Source organism: Alienimonas sp. DA493, assembly GCF_043951915.1.
In the GTDB taxonomy this organism is placed as follows: Bacteria; Planctomycetota; Planctomycetia; order Planctomycetales; family Planctomycetaceae; genus Alienimonas.
In genome coordinates this window covers 1-18,337 of record NZ_JBINJD010000104.1, presented here as the reverse complement: position 1 = coordinate 18,337, position 18,337 = coordinate 1, and the positions used below count along the sequence as shown (strand labels likewise).

General features: G+C 73.4%; 13 protein-coding genes. 6 read left to right on the top strand and 7 right to left on the bottom strand.

The annotated features are described in order from the left end of the window. Nucleotides 1-54 precede the first annotated feature (54 nt). The 4 genes from ACG2DA_RS15365 to ACG2DA_RS15350 are packed head-to-tail and all read right to left on the bottom strand — an operon-like array spanning nucleotide 55 to nucleotide 2,660. Entirely contained in the window at nucleotides 55-432 is a 378-nt protein-coding gene (locus ACG2DA_RS15365) for a rhodanese-like domain-containing protein (RefSeq protein ID WP_395256668.1), read from the bottom strand. A 44-nt stretch (nucleotides 433-476) separates the two neighbouring features. Beyond that, nucleotides 477-1,208 carry a pirin family protein gene (locus tag ACG2DA_RS15360; RefSeq protein WP_395256667.1) on the bottom strand — a complete coding sequence of 244 codons (732 nt, stop codon included), beginning with the start codon at nucleotides 1,206-1,208 and terminating at the stop codon, nucleotides 477-479. Between the two features lie 46 nt (nucleotides 1,209-1,254). Further along, nucleotides 1,255-1,782, bottom strand: a complete 528-nt coding sequence (locus ACG2DA_RS15355; protein WP_395256666.1) for a DoxX family protein — start codon at nucleotides 1,780-1,782, stop codon at nucleotides 1,255-1,257. Nucleotides 1,783-1,832: 50 nt separating this feature from the next. Continuing rightward, the gene (locus ACG2DA_RS15350) at nucleotides 1,833-2,660 is read right to left on the bottom strand and encodes an alpha/beta fold hydrolase (RefSeq protein ID WP_395256665.1); all 828 of its coding nucleotides are present in this window, start codon (nucleotides 2,658-2,660) and stop codon (nucleotides 1,833-1,835) included. 48 nt (nucleotides 2,661-2,708) lie between these two features. On the opposite strand from ACG2DA_RS15350, the gene pyrF reads away from it, so the two are divergent. From pyrF to ribD, 3 genes are all read left to right on the top strand, one after another. Then, nucleotides 2,709-3,635, top strand: a complete 927-nt coding sequence (gene pyrF, locus ACG2DA_RS15345; RefSeq protein WP_395256664.1) for an orotidine-5'-phosphate decarboxylase — start codon at nucleotides 2,709-2,711, stop codon at nucleotides 3,633-3,635. Between the two features lie 117 nt (nucleotides 3,636-3,752). Further along, nucleotides 3,753-5,930, top strand: coding sequence for a tetratricopeptide repeat protein (locus tag ACG2DA_RS15340; RefSeq protein WP_395256663.1), 2,178 nt, complete (start codon nucleotides 3,753-3,755; stop codon nucleotides 5,928-5,930). A gap of 1 nt (nucleotide 5,931) precedes the next feature. After that, nucleotides 5,932-7,140: a bifunctional diaminohydroxyphosphoribosylaminopyrimidine deaminase/5-amino-6-(5-phosphoribosylamino)uracil reductase RibD gene (ribD, locus tag ACG2DA_RS15335; RefSeq protein WP_395256662.1), complete on the top strand. Its 1,209-nt coding sequence runs from the start codon at nucleotides 5,932-5,934 to the stop codon at nucleotides 7,138-7,140. A 91-nt stretch (nucleotides 7,141-7,231) separates the two neighbouring features. Here the strand turns inward: ribD and ACG2DA_RS15330 are convergent, their stop codons facing one another. Then, on the bottom strand, nucleotides 7,232-8,737 hold the full coding sequence (locus tag ACG2DA_RS15330) for a hypothetical protein (RefSeq protein ID WP_395256661.1): 1,506 nt from the start codon (nucleotides 8,735-8,737) through the stop codon (nucleotides 7,232-7,234). Between the two features lie 142 nt (nucleotides 8,738-8,879). Here ACG2DA_RS15330 and ACG2DA_RS15325 point away from each other — a divergent pair, with 142 nt between their 5' ends. The 3 genes from ACG2DA_RS15325 (at nucleotide 8,880) to ACG2DA_RS15315 (ending at nucleotide 12,828) form a co-directional block, all read left to right on the top strand. Beyond that, nucleotides 8,880-10,091: a metal-dependent hydrolase gene (locus ACG2DA_RS15325; protein ID WP_395256660.1), complete on the top strand. Its 1,212-nt coding sequence runs from the start codon at nucleotides 8,880-8,882 to the stop codon at nucleotides 10,089-10,091. 76 nt (nucleotides 10,092-10,167) lie between these two features. Then, nucleotides 10,168-11,517 (top strand): DUF2254 domain-containing protein, encoded by a 1,350-nt coding sequence (locus ACG2DA_RS15320; protein ID WP_395256659.1) that lies wholly within the window; start codon nucleotides 10,168-10,170, stop codon nucleotides 11,515-11,517. A gap of 48 nt (nucleotides 11,518-11,565) precedes the next feature. Continuing rightward, the gene (locus ACG2DA_RS15315) at nucleotides 11,566-12,828 is read left to right on the top strand and encodes a metal-dependent hydrolase (protein WP_395256658.1); all 1,263 of its coding nucleotides are present in this window, start codon (nucleotides 11,566-11,568) and stop codon (nucleotides 12,826-12,828) included. Between the two features lie 50 nt (nucleotides 12,829-12,878). Here the strand turns inward: ACG2DA_RS15315 and ACG2DA_RS15310 are convergent, their stop codons facing one another. Continuing rightward, a complete protein-coding gene (locus ACG2DA_RS15310) occupies nucleotides 12,879-13,910 on the bottom strand; it encodes a sugar phosphate isomerase/epimerase family protein (RefSeq protein WP_395256657.1) in 1,032 nt (343 codons plus the stop codon). A 108-nt stretch (nucleotides 13,911-14,018) separates the two neighbouring features. Next, on the bottom strand, nucleotides 14,019-18,337 hold a 4,319-nt coding region (locus ACG2DA_RS15305; RefSeq protein WP_395256656.1), incomplete at its 5' end, for a PQQ-binding-like beta-propeller repeat protein.

Genomic DNA, 18,337 nt, shown 5'->3' with positions numbered 1-18,337 from the left:
AGCGTCCCGGACCCGTGAAGGGTCCGGGACGCTCGCGCTCACGGTCGTGCGCTCTCAACCCTCGGTCGGCAGGCCGGCGTCGGTCCAGCCGCGCCAGCCGCCGTCCAGGCTGATCGCGTTCGTGTAGCCCATCGTCTTCAGGTTGTCCGCCGCCAGGGCGCTGCGGTAGCCGCCGCCGCAATAGAGGATCAGCTCCGCGTCCGGGTCGGGGAACGTCTTCTCGATATCCCGCTCGATCACGCCCCTGGAGAGGTGCGTCGCCCCCGGCAGATGGCCGGCGACGTATTCGCTCTCCTCCCGCACGTCGATCAGCGGCACGGCCTCGCCGGCGTCGAGCCGGGCCTTCACGGCCTCCTTGGTGGTGTGCGGCACCCGGGCGGAGGCCGCCTCGCAGATCGCCACGAAGCGGGGGGAGTGCTGTTTGTCGGCCATGAGCAGAAAGAGTGTGGGAAGTCCGGGGGAGCGCCGGGACGGGATCAGGCGAGGTCGAACGCCAGCACTTCGGCGTCTTCGGTGGCGGTGAGGTGCATGGCGGCCTCGTCCGTCACGCCGACGCCGTCGCCGGCGGCGAGGTGCGTGCCGTTCAGCGTGACGGCGCCGGAGATCACCTGCACCCAGCCGTGCCGCGGTTCGGCGCCGTGCTGCATGAACTCGTGCACCACCTCGGTCCCCTTCGGCAGCAGACCGCTGAGGACGGCGGCGTCCGCCCCGATCTTCAACCCCGGCCCGTGGCCTTCCATCTTGGCGCTCTGCCCGGTGCCGGTGACGAGCGGCAGCAGCGTGCCGGTGCGGTCGGCGTCCTCGACGCGGCCGTCGGAATACGTGGGCGTCCGACCGGATTCGTCGGGCAGCAACCAGATCTGGAGGAAGTGGACCGGCTCCTCCTTGGACGGGTTGAACTCGCTGTGGGTCAGCCCGGTCCCGGCGCTCATCGCCTGCACCCCGCCGCGGGTCAGTTCGCCCTGTCCGCCGGAGCTGTCCTTGTGGGCCAGCGTGCCGGAGACGACGACGGTGACGATCTCCATCTCGCTGTGGCCGTGCGTTCCGAAGCCGTGGTCCGGGGCGACGCGGTCCTCGTTCAGCACTCGCAGCGAGCGGAACCGCGTCCACTGGGCGTTCTGATACGCCGCGAAGCTGAAGGTGTGAAAGGTGTCGAGCCAACCGTGATCGAAGTGACCGCGGTCGCCGGCCTTGCGGAGGGTGAGCATCGGCGGGCCGTGGGGCGCGGGGGGCGGCGGGCGGGGGAGCGGCGAGTCAGTCGGTCTTCGCGGCCTTCCGGCCGAACAGCAGCCCGTCGAGGCTGAACCGACCCGGTCCGGTCAGCACGAGCGCAAGGGCGGCGCACATCAGGATCACGGGGAACTCCATCCCGTGCGCCCGCACGTCCCAGGCGCCGCGGTGGGCCAGGAAGGCGGCGACGCCCATCGCGACCGCCAGCCCCAACGCCCCAAAGCGGCAGAGCAAGCCGACCGCCACCAGCAGGCCGCCGGCGAACTCCGTCACCGCGGCCGTCCAGGCCATGAGGTGCGGGTACGGCAGGCCGAGGCCGCCCCCGAGGAATCCGGCGAAGGCGTCGATGCGGCCGGCGACGGTCTCCGCGGCGTTCGTCACGGCGGGCTCGCCGGAGCGGGCGTCGGTCGTGAACCATCCGCCCACCGGCCAGCCCCAGAGCTTCTGGGAGCCGTGGTAGGCCAGGTCCAGCCCCAGCGGCACCCGCAGGATGAGCAGGCCGAGGTCGGTCGAGGCGCGGTTGCCGTGGGCGGGCTTGGCGGGAGCGGACATGGCGCCGGGGGCGGGTCGGGGGGACGGTGGGGAGGGAACGCCGGGGGGCGTCAGGCGGGCGGGGCGTCGAGGAAGCGGAGGACCGCGTCGGCGGCGGCTTCGGGGTCTTCCAGCGGCGGGAGGTGGCCGCAGGCGGGAATCTCCGCGTACCGCCCCCGGGGGAACGAGTCCGCGAGGGATCGCAGGTCCGCCGGAGGAGTGAACGTATCGTCGGCCCCGCCCACGACCAGAGTCGGCGCTTCGATCCGCCCGCACAAGGCGGTGCGGTCGGCCCGCTCCGCCATTCCCCGCTGAGCCCCGACGATGCCCGTTGCGGTCGCGGTCTCCACCAAGTCGCGCAGCCGCTCGACCGCCTCCGGCCGCTCGTTGAGGGAATGCGGCGAGAGCTGCTGGCCGGGGCAGTCCTCGATCAGGAAATCCGTTCCCTCGGCGATCACCCGGTCCACGATCTCCGCCCGCTTCTCCTTCGCGGCGTCGCTGTCGGCCTTCGCTTTCGTATCGAACAGCAACAGGCCGGCGACCCGCTCCGGGAACCGCTCCGCGAACGCCAGCGCGGCATACCCGCCCATCGAGACCCCGCCCACCGTGACCGGCTCCGTCACGCCGAGGGCGTCCAGCAGCGCGGCGAGGTCGTCCGCCAGTTCCTCCATCGTCAGCGGCGGCGTCTCGGCGAGTTCTCCCTCGAACCGCGGGGGGCTGTAGCCGAAGCCCGGCAGGTCCGGCACGATCACGCGGCGGTCGTCGCTCAGGGCGTCGGCCAGGCCGTCCCAGACGCGGCGGTCGTGCGGCCAACCGTGGATCAGCAGCACGGGCGGGCCGTGCCCGGCGTCGCGAACGAACAGCGGGGACGGGCGATTCGGCAGATCGATCAGCGGCATGCGGGCAGTGTAACGAGCGATTCGCACGCCGCCCGCTAAGCTGTGCCCATGGCTTCCCCCCACCACTACGCCGACCGCCTGCACGCCGCCATTCGCGCGAAGGGCACGCCGGCCCTCGTCGGGATCGACCCGCGGCTGAAATCCCTGCCGGCACCCGTCCTCGACGCCGCGTCCGGGCCGACGGAACTCGACCGCCACGCCGACGCCTTCGAGCGGTTCGGCAAGGGCCTGATCGACGCCGTCGCCGACGTCGTCCCGGCCGTGAAACCGCAGAGCGCCTTCTTTGAGGAACTCGGCCCCCCCGGCGTCGCGGCCCTCTCCCGCGTCGTCGCCCACGCCCGGGCCGCGGGGCTGATCGTGATTCTCGACGCCAAACGCGGCGACATCGGCAGCACCGCCGAGGCGTACGCCCGCGGCCTGCTCGGCGGCGCCGAGCCCCCGCGGCCGGACATGGCCGACGCCCTGACGGTGAACCCCTTCCTCGGCGCCGACACGCTGGAGCCGTTCGTGCAAACGGCACGGGAACGCGGCGCCGGGTTGTACGTGCTGTGCAAAACGTCGAATCCCGGCAGCGGGGCCTTTCAGGGGGTGACGCAGGACGGTCGGAGCGTCACGCAGCGGGTCGCCGCGGAGATCGAACGGCTCTCGCGGGAGACGGCCGGCGAGGGCGGATACGGCCTCGTCGGGGCCGTCGTCGGGGCGACCTACCCGGCGGAACTGGGCGAGTTGCGGGCGGCGATGCCCTCGGCCCCGCTGCTCGTGCCGGGCTACGGCAGCCAGGGCGGCACCGCCGCGGACGTGGCGGGCGCCTTCGACGGCGACGGGCTGGGGGCCCTGATCAACAGCAGCCGGGCGATCAACTTCGCCTTCGCCGCGGAGCCTTACGCCGCCGAGTTCGGCCCGCCCCGCTGGCAGGAGGCGAGCGCCGCGGCCGCCCGGGCGATGGTGAACGACCTCAAAGCCGCGACCGCCTGACCGGCCGTCGCCCCGTCGGACGACCGGCGGGGGGCCCGGGCGATGCACTTTTCGGCCGACTCGCGTACCGTGCCCCGCTTCGCCGCAACTCGCTCACGCTCACCCCCGCGACCGCCGATGGCCGCCGACGCTTATGCTCCCTGTCCCTACTGCCTGGGGACGGGCCGGAAGAGAAAGTTTTGCCGCTGCACCGCCGTCGAAGCGGAGATGGCCGCGGTCGGCAAGCTGCGCGAGCGGGGCCAGACCGCCAAGGCGCTGGAGAAACTGGCCGACCTCGACGAAAAACACCCCCACACCCCCGCGGTCGAATCGACTCGGGCCACCCTGCTGGTGAACGACGGCAAGGCGGAGCAGGCGGTCGAGATCCTCGACGCCGGCCTGGCCGAGGACCCGTCGAACGCGCTCATGCTGGCCCTGCACGCCTCGGCGAGCCTCGCCGCGAAGGGCTTTACCGCCAGCCGCCAGCCGATCTGGCGGGCCTTCCGCAAGAGCGTTCAGTTCTACCCGGACCTCGTCAGCGGCATGGCCGCGGCGGCCGCCAACGAGCTGTACAACCGCCGCCGCTACCCCGCCGCCCGCGAACACCTCGCCTGCTCCCTGCGGTTCGCCTCGCAGGAGCGCAAGCAGCAGTTATTCATGCGGCTGATGGAGTTCGACGGGAACGCCGAGATCCCCTACCCCCTCCGCAGCGTGCATCCGCTGAAGGACGTGGAGGGCGAGGGCGGGGCCTACGAGAACGCCGCCAAGGCCCGCCGCATCGCCGAGAGCGGTTGCTACGGCGCCGCGGCCGACCGCTACGCCGCCACGGCCTCCGATCTGCCCGGCAACGCCGCGGTTCGGGCGAACCTCGGCTACTGCCGCGCGTTCGACGGCGACCACAAGGCCGCGACCGGCGCTCTCCGCAAGGCGGCGGAGGCGGAGTCGAACTTCGAAATCGCGGCGGAGCACGAGGCGATCGCCCAACTGCTGGCTCTCACCGAGGAGGGCGGCACGGTCGACCTGAAGGAGCGGATTTACGCTCCGGAGAACGCCGCCAAACTGCTGAGCGAACTCGACGCCCACGACCGGTTCCACCGCCTCCCGGACGACCCGGACCCGGACGAGGCCCCGCCGGCGGGCGTCTATGAGGTGCTGGACCGCCCCCTGCCGCCCTCCTCCGAAGATCTCACCGCGGACGCCGTGCCGCACGTGGTCGGGGAGCTGACGGTCTTCGCCCAGTCCGGCGAGGACGGCTCCGGCGGGCCGCGGGCGGTGCTGTCCTCCTTCGAGGGGGAGGAATGGGACGCCGCGGAGGCCGTGCTGAACGAGATTGGCGTGCCGCTCGCCGCGGAGGGCGAGCAGCCCCCCGGCGACGAGGACGGCCGCTACGGACTGCCGAAGGAGATGTGGGGCCTCCGCTGGCGCTGGGCGTTCCCGAACGGCGTCTCCCTCCGCCGCCGGCGGGAGCTGGAGAGCGCGGAGTGGAACCGCCGGATCACCCAGGAGTGGCCGGAGACCCCGCTGAACGCCCTCGGCGGCAAGACCCCGAATGAGGCGAAGGGCGACGCCGCTCTCGCCAAGCCGCTCGCCGGCGCCCTCTACGTGCTGGATGCCGTCTGCGACCGCGGCCGCTACGAGCTGGACCTGAACGCCCTGCGGGAGCAGTTCGATCTGCCGAAGATCGAACTGATCGAGCCGCCGGCCGACGCGGTTTTGAACTCCTACTCGATCCTCCAACTTCAGCGGGCGGACCTCTCCAAGCTGGACGACCGCCAACTGCTGACGGTTCTCAACCGCGTGCTGCTGGTGCACCCGGCCCGCTTCCTGCGTGCGGCGCTGACGGAGGCCCTGAGCCGCGAGGGCCTGAAGGAACAGTTTGACCGGCAGCGGGCCTACCACACCCTCGGCGAGCTGGCCCGCGACCGCTACGACTACGAGGAAGCCTACGAGTGGCTCGAAAAGGGCCGCGAGGAGGCGAAGCAGGCCGAGAACGCCTTCGAGGCCGTCTTCCGCTGGGACACCCGCGAACTGGCCCTGCGGCTGGAGACGCCGGAGGACCCGGAGCTCATGCCGCTGATCGAACGGCTGGACCGCTACTACGGGCCGAAGCTGCCGCAGTTCCGGCCTTACCTGTTGCAGATCCTCGCCGCCCACGAAGTGACGCCGCCGCGTTCGATCGGGACGACCCAGCCCGACGGCGCCTCCGCGGCTCCGGGCGAGGCGGACGGCGGGGCGACCTCTCCCGGCGGCGTCTGGACGCCGGACTCCGCCTCCGCGGCCGGCGAGTCGAAGAAGCTGTGGGTGCCGGGGAGCTGAGGTGAGCCCGGCCCCCGCGGACCCCGCCCCCTTCCGGTCGGACGAGGCGGCGATGGCTCACGCCGTCGCCCTCGCCGAACGGGGCCGGGGGTCGGTCGAGCCGAACCCCTGCGTCGGGGCCGTGCTGACAACAGCGGACCGCCGCCCCATCGCCGAGGGCTGGCACGAACGCTACGGCGGCCCGCACGCGGAGCCGAACGCCCTCCGGGCCGCCGGCGAGCGGGCGCGGGGGGCGACGCTGTTCGTGACCCTCGAACCCTGCTCCCACCACGGCAAGACGCCGCCCTGCGCCGACGCGGTGATCGCCGCGGGCGTGAAGCGGGTGGTGATCGGCACGGAGGACCCCGCCCCGCACGTCGCCGGCGGCGGGATCGCCAAATTGCGGGCCGCGGGCATCGACGTGCAGGTCGGCGTGCTGCGGGAGGAGTGCCGCGTGCTGGCGGCGCCGTTCTTCAAGTGGCTGGCCGTCAGGCAGCCGTGGGTGACGGCGAAGTGGGCGATGACGCTGGACGGCAAAACCGCCTCCCGCACCGGCGATTCGAAGTGGATCAGCTCCCGCGAGAGCCGGGCGCTGGTGCACCGTTGGCGGGGCGAAAGCGGCGCTGTGGTCGTCGGCGCCGGCACCCTGCGGGCCGACGACCCGCACCTCGCCCCCCGCCCCGCCGAATTCGGCCTGCCCCCCGCCACGCGGGTTCCCCTGCGGGTGGTCGTCGGTTCCAAGGGCGAACTGCCCCTCGACTGCCGGCTGGCGACGACGCCGGAGGACGGCCCTGTCCTCGTCACCGCGTTGGAAGGGGCCGCCCAGACGCCGCTGCCCGATCATGCGGAGCGGCTCCTGCTCCCCCCGGCCGCACACGACCCGCGGCAGGTTGACGTGGCGGTCCTGCTGGACGAACTGGCCGCCCGGGACGTGTACCGCGTGTTCCTCGAGGGCGGCGGCGCGACGGCCGGGTCGTGGCTCGATCAGGGCCAGACGGACGAGGTGCGGGCGTTCGTCGCCCCCAAGCTGCTCGGCGGGGCCGCGGCGACGACGCCGTTCGCCGGGGAGGGCCGCGCCCTGATCCACGACGCCGCCGAGTTCGGCCGACTGTGGGCGGAGCCGGTCGGCGGGGATCTGCTGCTCACGGCGATCGGCCTCGCCGGCGAGTCGCCGGGGGATTTTTGGTTCCACGCCGCCGGGCGGGCCACCGAGCGGTCCGCCAATCGCTAACCCGAAGCGTCAGCGAGGGCGGCGAGACCAAGAGGCGATCGGCCCTCGCTGACGCCTCGGGTTGATGATCGGCGGGGAAGAAACGCCCGCTTCAGCGTTCGTCCTGCTGGACGAGGTACTGCTTGTAGTGCCCGCCTAGTTCGTCCCACGACAGACCGGTGAGGCGGTCCAGCGAACGCACCTGCTCCGGCCGCACGGCCGGGTTGTAGAGGTCTTCCAGGTGAAGCGTGAGGGCCGGCCGCAGGGCCCCGCCGCCGGCGTGCAGGAAGAAGTGCGTCAGCCCGCTGGCCTGGCTGTAGCACTTGTGGATCTCCGGGGCCGTCTGGAAGGCGACCCGCCCGCGGGCGTCGAACTCCCCCAGCGGCACGAAGAAGTTCTGATCGATCCAGCGGGCCCGGGCGTTGACGAACCGGACGTAACGCGGCGAGCCGGCCGTCATCGTCACGCCGTCGTCGCGGAAGCTCTCCATGTAGCAGCCGATCCCCTCCACCGCCCAGTAGTGGGCGTCCTCCCCGACCAGTCGGAAGCGGGGGGTGCACTCGTAGAACAGTTGGTGGGTCGCCTCGTGGAACACCGTCCGCGGGTCGGCCCCGGGGCCGTTCTCGTAGAAGGAGCCGACCCGGGCGACGTGGTCGTAGTAGCCGTTGGTCATCGCAATCTGCGGCACCTGTTTTTGCAGGGCGAGGACGTATTCCGCTTTGTCGCGGTAGAGGTGGACGTGGTACTTGCCGTCCTTCCCGCCGATGTGGTCGTAGGTCGGGAAGCGGCCGACGGAGACGAACCGTTGCCGCAGGTCTCCCGGGCCGAGGCCGAAGCCGGGGAAGACCGCCCGGAAGAAGGTGTGGAAGCGTTCGAGTTGGCGGGCGATCTCGACCCCGCGCTCGAGGCTGACGTTCGTGTGCACGCGGTAGTGCTCCGTCTCCACCTCCCAGCCGGCCGCGAAGTTGGATCGCACCAGCGCCTCGCGGTCGGCCGGAACCCAGCGGCCGTCCAGCAGGCGTTCGCCGGCCTCCATCCGTTCGACGTGCAGCTTGGGCACCCAGCCGAAGGTCGGATGATCCACCCGCCCGCTGCGGGCCTGGACCTGCTCCCAAGGGGTGAGCCAATCGTCGCCGACGCGCTTCTGCCCCAGCGCCCGCCGGGCCTCGGGGTGATCGGGATCGGCGGCGAGAACCTCCCAAACGAGGCCCATCGCGAGGTTCGCCGCCCCCGGCTCCTCGGCCCCGCGGGTGCCGGCCCGCTTGGCGAGTTGGAACAGTTCCCGGGCGTACTCCGTCCCCGTCCGGCGGACGTCCCGCCGCAGCGCCGTCTCTTCGGAACGATCCCCAGGGGGCAGCGCCGGCCGGACGCTCCGCGGCGGCGGGGTCACGGAGAGCGTCAGCGGGTCCGGAGGGGTCGCTTGAGCGCGCAGTTCCGCGGCGAACTCCGCCAGCCCGGCGGCGTCCGCCCGGGCGGCGAGCGTCGTCAGTTCCGACCGATAGGCCTCCCGCAGCGGCTCGACCGCGGCGTCGACGTCCTCCAGCGTGCCGCCGGGGACGGGGGCCGCGGCGATCAGCAGCAGGGCCGCCGGGAGCAGGACGGAACGGACGGACGGCACGGCAATCTCCGGAGCGGCGGGGGAGCCGATCGTAGAACCGCCGTCCACCGCGGTGAAGACGGGCCGGCGCGGTCCCCTCCACTGGCCTACTACCGGTCGGCCCGCTACCCGCCGCCGGCGCCGCCGCTCACACTGCCGGGCGATGGACAACCTCGCCCACGCCCTCGCCGGCGGCCTGATCGCCCGCACCCTGCCCCGCCGCTGGGCCGGCGGCGTGCCGGAGGACGATCCGGCCTTCGACCCCGACCGCCCCCGCCCCGGCGCCTGGCTGACGTGGTCGGCAGTGATCGCGGCCAACCTGCCGGACTTCGAGGCGCTGGTTCTCTGGCCCCCGCCGCTGGGGGACAAGGCCGCCTATCTGCTGCACCATCGCGGCTGGAGCCACAGCCTGATCGGGATCGCCGCGGAGGCCGTCGCGTTCACGGCCCTGCTCTGGCTGCTCGCCCGCTGGCGCACGACCGCCCGCTGGTTCGCCGGCTTCACCCCGCGGCGAGGGCTGACGGTGGCCGCGATGGGCGTCGGCTCGCACCTGTTCATGGACTGGTGGAACAGCTACGGCGTCCGGCCGTTCTACCCCTGGGACAAGAGTTGGTACTACGGCGACCTCGTGTTCATCGTCGACCCGTGGGTCTGGCTGATCCTCGGCGGGGCGATCGTCTGCGGCACGCGGCGGTTCGGCCGGGCGAAGTGGGGCTGGTACGCCCTGACGTTAGCCGCGACCCTTGTGGTCGCGAGGGCCTGCCAGGCGGAGCGGTGCCCGTGGTGGGTTCTGGTCGGTTGGGCGACGGGCGTGGTCGAGATCGCCCTGCTTCGCTGGTGGGGCCGGTGGCGGTTCGCCCCGCTGATCGCGGCGACGCTGCTCGGCGGTTACCTCGCTCTCAACGCCCGCTGGTCGGACCAGGCGGTCAGGGCAGCGTTCGAGAACCCCGTGCTTCGCAGCCTCTCGCCCCGGGACCGGATCGACGCCCTCGGGGCGATGCCGGTTCCCGGCGTGCCGTGGCGGCGGAGGCTGATCGCCTCTGTCATGACAGTCTCCCCCGAGGGCCGCGACGTGTTGGCGAACGTCTGCTACGGCGACTGGAACGGCCTGTCCGGCCGCTACCAGCACCAGGATTGCCTCCCCCGCAGCCCCGGGGAGGCGGAACGGCTGAACGTCGCCGACGACCCGAAGGCGATCGCTTGGAAAGCCTTCGCCCGCTTTCATATCGGCGGCTGGGTGCACACGGAAGACGACCCCGCCACGCCGGAGCAGGAGGGCGAGTTCGTCATGGGCGACGCCCGCTACGCGACCCCGCCCGGCGAGGACTGGAGCAGATTACGAATCGTCGTGCCGTTCCAGGGCCGGCCGGAGTGAGGGCGGCGTCCGCGGGTCGCCGATCGACGGTTGATTCCTACGCTGTCGTTCCGACTCCGCACCGGATTTGCCGCCGTTGACCCGCCTGATTCACCACTGGGACGCATTCCGGACCAGCTTCTGGTTCGTGCCGGCGCTGATGAGCGTCGCCGCCGTGCTGCTCGCCTTCGCTCTGCCGGAGATCGACAGCCGGATGGGGCGCGACGTGGCGGAGGAATCCCGTTGGCTGGCGACGACGGTCTCCGCGGGGCAGACGACCGTCTCCACCATCGCCGGGGCCAGCGTGACGGTCACGGGCGTCGTGTTCTCGATCACGATGGTCACGTTGAGCCTGACGACGAATCAATTCGGCCCGCGGCTGATTCGGGCGTTCATGGCGGACCGCACCGCCCAGATCACGCTGGGGGCGTTCGTCGGCACCAGCCTGTACTGCCTGCTGGTCCTCCGGCTCATCCGCGGCCTGGACGGGGGGGCGGTCGTGCCGCACGTCTCTGTGCTGGCCTCCGTCGTGCTGGCGGCGGTGGATCTGGCGATTCTGGTCTACTTCGTGCACCACACCGCGGAGATGGTCCAACCGTCGCACGTCGTGCGGGAGGTCGCCGCCGACCTGGACGACGCGATCGACCGCCTGTTTCCGGAGCGGCTCGGCACGCCGGCGGCCGAGGTCGATCCGGCGGAGCGGCGCGCGGAACGGGGACTCAGCGGACCGGCCCGCACCGTCGCCGTACCGCGGGACGGCTACGTGCAGGGGGTGGACGAGCCGGCGCTGATGCAGACCGCGAAGGACGCCGACGTCACGATCGAACTGCTCCACCGCCCGGGGGACTTCGTGGCCGACGGCCTGCCGCTGGCCCGGGTGCGGCCGCCGGAACGGGGAGCGGCGGAGGAGGTCGATCGCCGCATCCGCGAGGCGTTCGTGATCGGCCGGGACCGCACCCCGCGGCAGGATCTCGGCTGTGCGATCAGCGAACTGACCGAGATCGCCGTGCGGGCCCTCTCCCCCGGCGTGAACGACCCCTTCACCGCGGTGCAGTGCATCGACGGCCTCAGCGCCACCTTCGGCCGCCTCGCCGCCCGGGACCGACCGGACCCGCACCGCTACGACGACGACCACAACCTCCGCATCGTCGCCCGTCCGATCACCTTCGGCGAGGCGCTGGGCGAAGCCTATGACCCGATCCGCCAATACTGCCGCGGCAGTCTGACGGTGAACGAAACGCTGCTGATCGGCCTCGGCCGGATCGCCGCGACCGTCGATCGGCCGGAGGACGCCGACGAGTTGTTCCGGCAGGCTGCGATGATCGTCCGCGGCAGCGACGAGGGCCTCCGCGAACAGCGGGACCGGCAGCGGGTCCGCACGCGGCTGGCGGAGCTGCGCGAGGCCCTGTCGCGGTTCGAGCCGCCGGAGGACGTGTCGTTCGAGTAAGGGGGGGCGAGCCGCTACGGTGAGCGTCCCGCTCCGGAGCCGTCGCCCGTGGACCCGCTGACCCATCTGCTGACCGGCTGGCTGCTCGTGCGGGCCCTGCCGGATCGCTGGCGCGGCGGGGACGGCCGGCTGCGCGTCGGCGGACTGTGGTTGCCGACCGTCGCCGTCGTCGCGGCGCTGCTGCCGGATGCGGTGGAGGCGCTGATCGGGCCGAAGCCGTCCGAGGATCTCGTCCGCTGGCTCAACTCGGAACGCGGCTGGTCGCACGGGGTTCTCGGGGCCTCGCTCTCCGCCGCGGCGCTCTGGGCGGCGACGCTGCCGACCGCCCGCGGCGACCGACAAACCGGACGATGGGCGGCGGGGTGGTCGCCGGGCCGGGCCGCCGTCGCCGCATTCGGCGGGGTGGGGCTGCATCTGCTCTGGGACGCCCTCACCCCGTTAGGCTTGCGGCCGCTGTACCCGTTCTCCGGTGCGTGGGTGCGGGGCGATCTGGTCCTGCCGGGCGACCCCTGGGTTCACCTCATCCTGCTGTCCGGCGTGGGCCTGACGCTGTGGCGGGAGGAACTGGGCCGCTGGGGGGCCTGGTCGATCCTCGCGGCCGTCGCCGTGTGGCTGCTCGCCAAGGGCGCCGTGGGAGAACTGCTCATCGGCCGTCCGCCTGATGAATTGCTGGTTCCGCTGCTGGCGGCGGGCGTGTGGCTGGTGGGAACGCTGCACGTCCTCGTCCTCCGGCGCTGGCGCCGCTGGCCTCGGGCGCCGTTGATCGCCGCGGGATTGGTCGCCGCCTTTCTCGCCGCATCGCTTACGTTCAATGCGCTTGCCGGCGGAGTCGCGGTTGAAGCGACGCGGGTCGAACTCGCTTTGCCCCAGTCCCAAGACTATCGACCTCTGGCCGTGCGCCCGACCGGCATTCTCCCGTGGGAGCGGCTGGCAGTGGTGGGGGTCCGTCTTCAACCCGAGCCGTTCGTTCCGGCCGACGCACGGTTCGCCAGTGTCAAAGAGGTGCGGCTTGCGCGGCGGCCGCCCGGCTGGCGCTTCCAGCGCTACGTCGTGACCCGCGGCGGGTGGTACCGCGGGCACGACCTGATCGAGCGAGCCGGCCTGACGGAAGACGAGCGGGTCCGAGCGTGGAGAGCCTGGTCCCGCTTCCCGAACACGTCGCCCTATTTGTGGGAGGACTGCATCTCGCTCATGGACGGGCCGTTTCTGCCGGCCTCCCTCGACAGACGGGGACGGACTCTCCAGATCGCCCCGCCGCCGGAGAAGGCCGCCGAACTGCGGGCGGAGTGGCTGGCCCTTCAATCGGACTGAAGTCCCCTCCGCGTCGGATCCGTGTCGGAAGTGCGTTCCCGCGACGCGGCTTACTGCTCGGACTTGTCGAAGGCGCTGTCGAACTTCCGGCCGCTGGGCTCGAAGTCGACGTTCTTGCAGAACTGGGCGGCCTCCTTGGCCCCGTGCATCCGGTCCATCCCGCTGTCCTCCCACTCGACGCTCAGCGGGCCGGCGTAGCCGACGTCGTTCAGGGCCCGGATGATCTCCTCGAACCGCACCCCCCCGCGGCCGACGGACCGGAAATCCCAACCGCGGCGGTGATCGCCGAAGGGCAGGTGCGAACTGAGGATGCCGCTGCGGCCGTTCAGCGTGACGGAGGCGTCCTTCATGTGGACGTGGTAGATGCGGTCCGGGAACTCGCGGATGAACTCCGCCGGGTCCACGCCCTGCCAGATCAGGTGGCTGGGATCGAAGTTGAAGCCGAACTCCTCCCGGTGGTCGATCGCCTCCAGCGCCGTGCGGGCGCTGTGGATGTCGAAGGCGATCTCCGTGGGGTGCACCTCCAGGGCGAACCGCACGCCGCACTCCTGGAACACGTCCAGGATTGGGTTCCACATCGCGGCGAAGTGCTCGAAGCCCTTCTCGATCGTGCCGGGGGCCATCGGCGGGAAGTCGTAGACCAGCGGCCAGATGCGGCTGCCGGTGAAGCCGTTCACCACTTCCACGCCCAGCTTGGCGGCGGCGCGGGCGGTGTTCTTCATCTCCTCGGCGGCCCGCTCGTTCACGCCGTCCGGGTCGCCGTCGCCCCAGACGTGGTCCGGCAGGATGCCCTTGTGCCGCTCGTCGATCCGATCGCACACCGCCTGCCCGACGAGGTGGGCGCTGATCGCGAACAGTTGCAGGTCGTACCGACTGAGCAGGTCCCGCTTGCGGGCGCAGTAGGTGTCGTCGGAGAGGGCCTTGTCCACCTCGAAGTGGTCGCCCCAACAGGCCAGCTCCAGACCGTCGTAACCGAAGCCGTCCTCGCCCGTGCCGGAGGAGCCCTGCCCGGCGACCTTGCAGATCTCCTCCAACTTCATGTCCGCCCACTGACCGGTGAACAGCGTGACGGGGCGAGCCATGGGAGCGATCCGAAAAGGAGAGAACGGGCGGGCGGCCGGCACGCTAAAGCCGCCCCGCGACGCCGTCAACGAACCGCGGGACGGCGGCCGGGGGCGACTCCGCGGCGATCAGGAGCCTTCCGCCTGCGTCTCCTCCGGGGTCGCCGGCGACTGCCGGACCGGGGCGGCGGGCGGTTCGTCGGAGAGCCTCAGCTCCAGGTCCGCCCCCCGCGTTCGCAGCCGAATCGCGGGGGCGGCGTCCGCCTCGTCAGCGCCCCCCTCGTCGGCCTCGGCCTCGGCCTCGGCCCCGTCGCCCCCGTCGGACAGCCCGCCGCCGTTCCAGGGGCCGGCGGGGCCGATCTCCCAGTTCACCGGCGTCAGCGGGGAGAGGTTCTCCGTGACGAATAACTCCGCCCCGTTGCGGGCGTCGTAGAGCGTGAGGGCGAACCGGCGGCGGAAGCGGGCGGCGTTCTCGTCCGCGGCCGACATCCCCTGCACCGCCAGGATCGGCAGGCCGGGCGCCTGCCAGACGTCGTCCGGCGGTCCCGGCGTCCGTCGCGACCAGACGACCCGCCCCTGCCGCAAACCGTAGGCCCAAGTCGTCGCGTCCGGCCGTTCGCGGTTGCCGAACCAGTCGAGCCGCCGATCCAGGCCCGCAGCCGGCTCGTCGGAGAGGAACACGGTCCAGACGTCCCCGGTCCGTCCGCCCCAGATCTCCGCCGGCGCCGGGCCGGGGCCGAGGTTGGCCGTTTCGACGTCCTCCCCCGTCTCCAGATCGAGCACGATCGCCCGCCGCTCCGGCGTCACGGCCGTCAGATGCCGCCCGGCGTCGTCGGGGTGAAACGCGGTGTTCGGCGGGAAGGTGCGGGACCAGACGACCGCGGGGGGGGCCGGCGCCAGGGCCCCGTCGTCGCTCGGCGGGGCGAGGTCCGTGCAGGCGACCGTGGCTCCCCCGGCGCCGTCGCCCGCGGGGGTGCGGGACCACACGCGGGTGCCGCGTTCCAGCCAGTGCGACCACGCGGGCGGGGCTTCCACTGTGCCGAGGTCTTCCCCGTCGTCGGCGGAAAGCCGCGTCGCCTCCGTGCCGGCGGGCGGCAGGACGATCAGCACGCGGTCGTCGCCGATGACCCGGGCCTGCGTCGGCACCCCGGTCCGCCGCCACAGGGGGGCGGCCGTCAGCGGGTGCCGGCCGGAGAGCGTCGAGCCGGTTCGCAGCACGAACTGACGCGGCGTGAGGACCGCCGGTCCGTCGTACCCGGCCCCTCGGGCCATGAAGGCGTCGAAGTCCGGCGGGGAGGAGATGAACGCGTCGCCGCCGCCCTCCTCCGGCAGGGCGGAACGCCAGAGCGGGCGGGGTTCGGTCGGGTCGATCAGCGTGTCCAGCGCCTCGATGCGATCGCCCAGGCCGACGATCAGGAGGTGCCCCTCCCACAGCGCCCGGGCGCCGCGGCGCGGCGGGCCGCCGGGGAGGATGTGGGCGAACCGGGTGCGGCCGTCGTCCGCCTGCCAGCGGAGGTAGGGGCCGACGGCGTCGGCGGTCAATCGGCCGGAGGGCGACCATCGGGGAGCGGCGTTCACCGGGATCCGATCCGTCGCGGGCGGCCGACCGCGGTCGGCCGCCTCCCGGGCGACGATCCGCCGCCCCTCCGCCGGGTTCGGCCGCGGTTCGCCCCGCAGCGCCGCCGCCGCGAGGACGTCGCCCGCGGCTTCGTACAGATCGGCCAGCGCCGCGTCCGCGGGGGCCGCCCCCGGTCGGGCCGCCGCCCACCGCAGCAGCCGGGCGGCGACGAGGGGGGAGACGGACCGCGTCTCCGCCGCCGCGCCCGCCGCCCGCCGCAGGGCTTCGTCCGCCAGATCGACCGCCCCGTCCGGCGCCGGCGCCGTCGCCCGCCACGCCGCGGAGGCGCAGAGGGGGCCGAACCGCTGGGCGAACGCCTCCAGCGCCGCGATCTCCTCCCCGGCCTCGGCGTGGGCCTCGGCGACGACCGCGATCATCGCCGCGCGGTCCTCCTCGCCGGCGTCGGCGAACAACGCCGGAAGGCGTCGGCGGGCCCAAGCGTCGGCGGTGATCTCGGGACGGGCGGAATCGTCGCGGGTTCGGGCCAGCACGCCGAAGGCCTCCCGGACCCGCCCGGCGGCGGTCAGGCCGTCGGCATAGGCCCGCGCCACTTCCCCGGCCGGGGGGCTGCCGAGCGCCTCGGCGGCGTCTTCCAGGAGCGGAGCGAACGCGGCGAAATCGCGGCGGAGGCCGTCGGCGAGCGTTTCCGCCAGCCGGTCCCGCGCCACTCCGGCGGCGTATCGGGCGGCGACGCCGGCGCCGCCCGGCGGGGCCGGGGCCTCGACGGCGGCGATCAGGTCGGCCACGGCGTCCGCGGGGCGGCCGTCCTGCGACGCCAACCCGGCCCGCAACAGCAGCGCCGGCGCCCGGGAGCCGGCCCCGTCGTCCCGGGTGAACGCCGCTTCGATCGACTCGGCCGTCTCCGCCCGTGTCGGGAAGGCGGCGACGCCCTCCGGAGATTGGCTCAGCAGACGGCCGCCCGCGGCGATCAGGTTTCCGGCGGCCCCCTCGGCAGGCAGTCGGTTCAGCACGCCGCCGTCCTCCGGCGAGACGGCCGCCAGCGTGTCGTCGGAGAGCGGCACGATCAGCGCGTCCCCGGCCAGCACGGCGTCGCCGGCGGCGGCCGGCAGCGGGGCGAACCAGCGTTCGGCGCCGTCCGCCAACGCCAAGCCCCGCACGCCGTCGTCGCCGACCAGCAGGACCGTCGGCCCGTTCTCCCCCTCCACGACGCCGGCAACCTGCCGGCCCGTCCCCCGCGGTCGGATCCACAGGAGTTCGCCCGTCGCGAGGTCGAGGCAGTGCAGTTCGTCGGAGTCCCGCGGCGTGAGCAGCGCCCGTCCCGCGGCCATCTTCGGCGGCTGATCGACCCACCGGGGCATGTCGTCGTCGGCGGAGCCGAACGAACCCCGCCGCGGCACCGGCGGGCCGTCCTCCACCTCGACCGTCGGGCGATAGCGATAGGTCCAGACGAAGCTGCCGGTCAGCGGGTCGATTGCGGCGACCCCGCCGGCGGAGGTCGGCGCGACCCACAGCCCGGCGCCCGCGGAGACGGCCAGCGCCGCCTCCCGCCACCGTGGCGGCTCGAGTAGCGGGAGCGGCGGGACCGCCAGCGGGAGCGACCGCCGCACGGCCCCGTCGGCCGGGTCGAGCACGAACAGCCGGAGCACACCGCCGGTCTCCGCGAGCACGGCCAGCCCCTGCGGCGTCGGCAGCGGGGGGCCGCAGAAGAAGGCGTCCGCCGCCGGATCGCTCGCCCCCGCCGCGGCGGCCGGACCGAGCGGCGGGGCCGAGCCGCCGAGCGTCCACGCCACGCGGCCGCTGTCCCGTTCGTAGGCGACCAGTCGGTTCGACCGCGGGCGGCGGAAGTGAGCGGCTCCGCCGTCGAACCGCGGATCGAAGTCCGGCCGCAGGTCGCGCTTCGGCAGATCGAGGTTGCGAACGGCGTAGACGTGCCGCTCGTCCGCGGACAGGGCGCCGGCGGTCGCGTCGCGATAGGCCCGCTCCTCGAAGAAATTCAGCAGCCCCGTCACCGCCCGGCCCTGGTCGGGCAGCACCGGTTGGTCCTCGGTGCGGGTGAGCCGGTAGTAGTCGGAGTCCGGCATCAGGCCGCTCTTCCAGACCGCCTCGCCGGTGCGGGCGTCGGCCGCCGTGATCCCGGCCGGGGTGGCGTAGACGAACGTCAGCCCCTCCCCGCCCTCGTCCCGCAGGGCCAGCGGCCGGGCGGCGGGCCAGAGCGACTCGCCCCGCCGCGCCCGGTCCCGACGCACGCTGGAGGCGATCACCCGCCCCGGGCCGTCGGCCCCCGTCGCCGGGATGAGATCCGCGAGGTTCTCCGTCCACAGCGGCCCGCCCACGACGTTGACCGCCTCGGGAGCCGGCTCCCCGGGCCGGGCGATCGCCCGTCCCGGCAGCCGACCGACCCAGGGCCACTCGCCCGGCTCCGGCGCCGGCCGCTCGACGGCCTGATCCAGCGCCGCGAAGACCGCGTCGTCGTCCGAAGGATCGACGTTCTCGCCCCGCCCCACTGCGGCCAGCAGCCGGGCCCGGTCCGCGGGGGGAACCGCCGCGAGCCGGGCGCGGGCGACGGTTTCGTCGCCGTTTCGCCAGTGGGCCGCCGCCGCCTTCAGGGCCCAGCGGGCGCGATCTTCGGGGGCGGCGAGCGCGTCGTCGATCAGCCGGTCGTACCCGCGAGCCGCGGCGGCATAGTCGCCCCGGTCCAGTTGCAGATCGGCCGCCCGGGCCGCGGCCCGGCGGCCGCCGGCGGAGCCGGGGTAGCGGGAAGCGACCCGGGCCAGCGCCGCCACGTCGCCGCGGGCGGCGGCGGCTTCGTAGGCGTCGGCGGCGGCCGGTCCCAGCTTCAGTTCGACCAGCCGGGCGTCCGCTTCCGCGG